The 2,890-nt window shown below is 38.4% G+C and carries 10 protein-coding genes and 1 pseudogene; all 11 read right to left on the bottom strand.

Annotated features, from left to right (window positions below):
• Positions 1–104: pseudogene (locus tag CD138_RS14725) on the bottom strand (dUTP pyrophosphatase); the annotation flags it as partial.
• Positions 105–118: 14 nt separating this feature from the next.
• Positions 119–280 (bottom strand): hypothetical protein, encoded by a 162-nt coding sequence (locus CD138_RS14315; protein WP_167414229.1) that lies wholly within the window; start codon positions 278–280, stop codon positions 119–121.
• Positions 281–495: 215 nt separating this feature from the next.
• Positions 496–891: a hypothetical protein gene (locus CD138_RS12100; RefSeq protein ID WP_081583096.1), complete on the bottom strand. Its 396-nt coding sequence runs from the start codon at positions 889–891 to the stop codon at positions 496–498.
• Entirely contained in the window at positions 888–1,064 is a 177-nt protein-coding gene (locus tag CD138_RS14310; protein ID WP_019169002.1) for a hypothetical protein, read from the bottom strand. Before CD138_RS14310 ends, CD138_RS12100 begins: the two co-directional genes overlap by 4 nt.
• A complete protein-coding gene (locus CD138_RS12095; RefSeq protein ID WP_103265993.1) occupies positions 1,034–1,246 on the bottom strand; it encodes a hypothetical protein in 213 nt (70 codons plus the stop codon). The genes CD138_RS14310 and CD138_RS12095 overlap by 31 nt, the downstream gene beginning before the upstream one ends.
• Positions 1,224–1,538, bottom strand: a complete 315-nt coding sequence (locus CD138_RS12090) for a DUF1140 family protein (RefSeq protein ID WP_103265992.1) — start codon at positions 1,536–1,538, stop codon at positions 1,224–1,226. The genes CD138_RS12095 and CD138_RS12090 overlap by 23 nt, the downstream gene beginning before the upstream one ends.
• A complete protein-coding gene (locus CD138_RS12085; protein WP_019167233.1) occupies positions 1,535–1,771 on the bottom strand; it encodes a hypothetical protein in 237 nt (78 codons plus the stop codon). Before CD138_RS12085 ends, CD138_RS12090 begins: the two co-directional genes overlap by 4 nt.
• A complete protein-coding gene (locus CD138_RS14305) occupies positions 1,761–1,931 on the bottom strand; it encodes a hypothetical protein (protein WP_019167232.1) in 171 nt (56 codons plus the stop codon). Before CD138_RS14305 ends, CD138_RS12085 begins: the two co-directional genes overlap by 11 nt.
• Before the next feature lie 205 nt (positions 1,932–2,136).
• Entirely contained in the window at positions 2,137–2,355 is a 219-nt protein-coding gene (locus CD138_RS12075) for a hypothetical protein (protein WP_026066750.1), read from the bottom strand.
• Entirely contained in the window at positions 2,324–2,773 is a 450-nt protein-coding gene (locus CD138_RS12070; RefSeq protein ID WP_019167229.1) for a RusA family crossover junction endodeoxyribonuclease, read from the bottom strand. Before CD138_RS12070 ends, CD138_RS12075 begins: the two co-directional genes overlap by 32 nt.
• The coding region (locus CD138_RS14720; protein ID WP_258026515.1) for a hypothetical protein at positions 2,774–2,890 on the bottom strand (117 nt) is incomplete at its 5' end.

The following is a 2,890-nucleotide window of genomic DNA, read 5'->3' as shown; positions in this document are numbered from 1 at the left end:
ACCACTGTTTCTGCTGCATAAATGTCGAACCCTGCGTCAGTTGAGTGGTTACATGTAGGTAATGTTGCGTTATCTGATAATAATTTGATTTGTAATTGTTCCATTATCTGTTATCTCCTTATCTTTTTAAGTCCTCAATAAAATTAAGCACTCTATCGATGTCTATCTGCTTGCTTTCTGTCTTACGTTTGTTTAGCCAAAAATCAAGTTCATGCCACCAATCATCGTTTTGATTCTTTTCTTCTAGCAATGCGTCACGTTCTGACATGATTTCAAACATTTACTTGTCCTCCATAATTTTATTTAATCTCTGTTGCACTCTGTCGTAATAAGGATTGTCCGACCACGCTTTTTTGTGATGTAAGTGAGCGTTGAACAAATCAACTACATCGTCTAATTTGCGCTTTAGATCGTCTCGTTCTTTTGAACATTTAATTAGTTCGTTATGACAGTATTTACTTTGCTCTTTATAGTATTCTTTTGAACCGTGTTCCATTACTCCACCAACTCCCCGTCGCGCCAGATTACTGTCATAGTCATGTCGTCGTTGAGCATGTAAAAGGCTGTTGGCAACGCCTCTGCACCTTTATGAACTTCTCCTATAGCCTCTCCAATCGATGTTCTATGGTATGTGTGTATAATTTCATCCAATCCACTCATAAACAACTCGACAAGGACTGGTATTTCTGTTTCTTCCGTAATTTCTTCTTCTACTTCGACGATAAATGTTTCAGTAGATTCAACTCCAAGAGTAAATAGATGTGTATGAGAATTGAATTCAACTCTTCCACCTAGACTCCCATAAAACACGTTACTCTTTATATCATTCTCCCACGCCCACTGAATCAGCTCGTGTAAGCTCATTTCTTTTTTAGTTTTAGTTTTCATCATCGTTCCTCCTTGTTTTTTATATCCCAATTTTCTTGCATATCCTTTACTTGATTAGTTACCTTATCCAAAACTTTTTGCTCACGTTTCAAATCTAGTTCACTAGCATTCGGACGGTTTATATAATATTGCAGTGCATGTTTTACTATTTGCGCGTCTCTGTACTCGTTAGACATCTCATACACTCCTTATTCCGTTTTACATCGCGTCTGTCTACTAACATCGTTACGCGATTGTGATTTACGTTTACGACAAAACCACGTACACCACGTTTGCGTAATTCTCGTTGTAGTTCTGTCGGCGATTTGCCTGCTGTATCCGTTCGATAGCGTTGTTTAATAGATTCTGAGAGTTCCATCTAATTCAACGCCCACTTTATGCAAAACATCACGATACTTCTCAACAAATTTATATCTGTCCTGATGCAGCTTTTTACTCCACTCAGACACATCGTCTAATTGCTTCAAATCTGTCTTGTACGCTTCGATTTCTCTGTTGTAGTGTTCTACATCACCCATTGCTTTCCAGTAGCGTGACGTCCCGCATTCAGCGTTTAAGCTAGTACCTAATGCTTTACTTCTTTTGTTATGAGTCGTTTTGATGTTTTTTAGTATCTCTTTCAGGATCACGGGTGCGTATCGTTTAATCATGATTTCACCTTTTCTATCGGAATCGGGTACCACTCTGTATCTGCATCAATCTCACCGATTGCCCCATCTTTAAAAGTAACCTCTGCGAATCCATATTTTTCATCCACTTTTGTCACTTTGGCCATCTCAAAAACAGTTTCTAAAACATATTTCTCATCATCTGTGTCTCTCATACGTTGTTCACCAACGGGAGCACTCACTTCATCGTTTATTTTCAAATTTTTAATTTCCATGTCGTTTTCCTCCCACCGGCGTACTTACAGCTTCATCGACTGACCACCCTAAATTAATTACTCTGTTGTATACATGACCACGCTTCAACTGATTTTTATGCATCTGTTGCACTTGCTCATCAGTTAGTATGATTCGTCTATCTACATTTCTAATCTTCACGACCACGTCACCTTGCTTAACAGATAGTTGTAATAGTCGCTCGGCTCAACGTGCTGCGCATATTTAGTTAGATGTGACTTATCCTTACGACTGTTTTTATATTTTCGATAAGCGCTTTTTGTTTTTAGTTCGTCGTAATAGTCGACAGTAGTTTCAGTATTCTTCTGCGCTTTCTTACTAAAAATGAAATTCACGTTTAACCCTCCTAAAAATCTAGCAGTTCCGTTAGGTCCAACTGCCCTAATTCCTCGAATCTCGATAAATTGAAAGTTGATTTAAACTCCTCAATATCATCAGTCGTACGATTGATATGCGCTAGCTGTGTATTGTCTAATCCTTTAACTTGGTATTGACCGTCAATATTTCTACTTACGATTACAACCGGTTCTTTGTTACTGTTGTATAGGTTGTACATCTTGTTCACCTTTGCTCAGCTCCTCGATAATCAAAACAGTGCGTGCTACACTATCCCATTTTTTAAATGTTCTGATTTCCGATATCAGCACATCGTCCGTCCATACTTTGCCATTGCCAGCATCTAATATTGTTTTAAGTAAATTGTCTATATCTGGCTTAATGCTGTGCGGTTGTCCCATGTGCGATTCCTTTTTGTGTTTCGGCCACGACTTACTTGGCTTAAAGTAAAACTCAATCGTGAGCCGTATTGGCTTATCTATCATCAAAGTAGGTAACTGATTAGCTACAAATTTTTTATGCTTTACATACGGTGCAGGCATATAAGTATGTCCGTCCCCTCTAAATCTTGGACGTGATGACCCTTTCGGATTACCAAGATTTTTGTCGTTTTCTAGGTAAAAGATTTCTATTCTAGTTTTCGCCACTTAATCCACCTCTAATATCGTCATATCCTGCCGTGTATTGCGTTCAATTCTTTTTTGGATAAATAGGTCATATAACTTTTTATCGTCGCCCTGTGCCCACTCAATCATTTTCTGAGC

Origin of the sequence: Staphylococcus intermedius NCTC 11048, from assembly GCF_002902385.1 — a bacterium.
GTDB lineage: Bacteria > Bacillota > Bacilli > Staphylococcales > Staphylococcaceae > Staphylococcus > Staphylococcus intermedius.
Note: the sequence above shows the minus strand (reverse complement) of the source record. Positions and strands in the feature narration are given on the sequence as shown.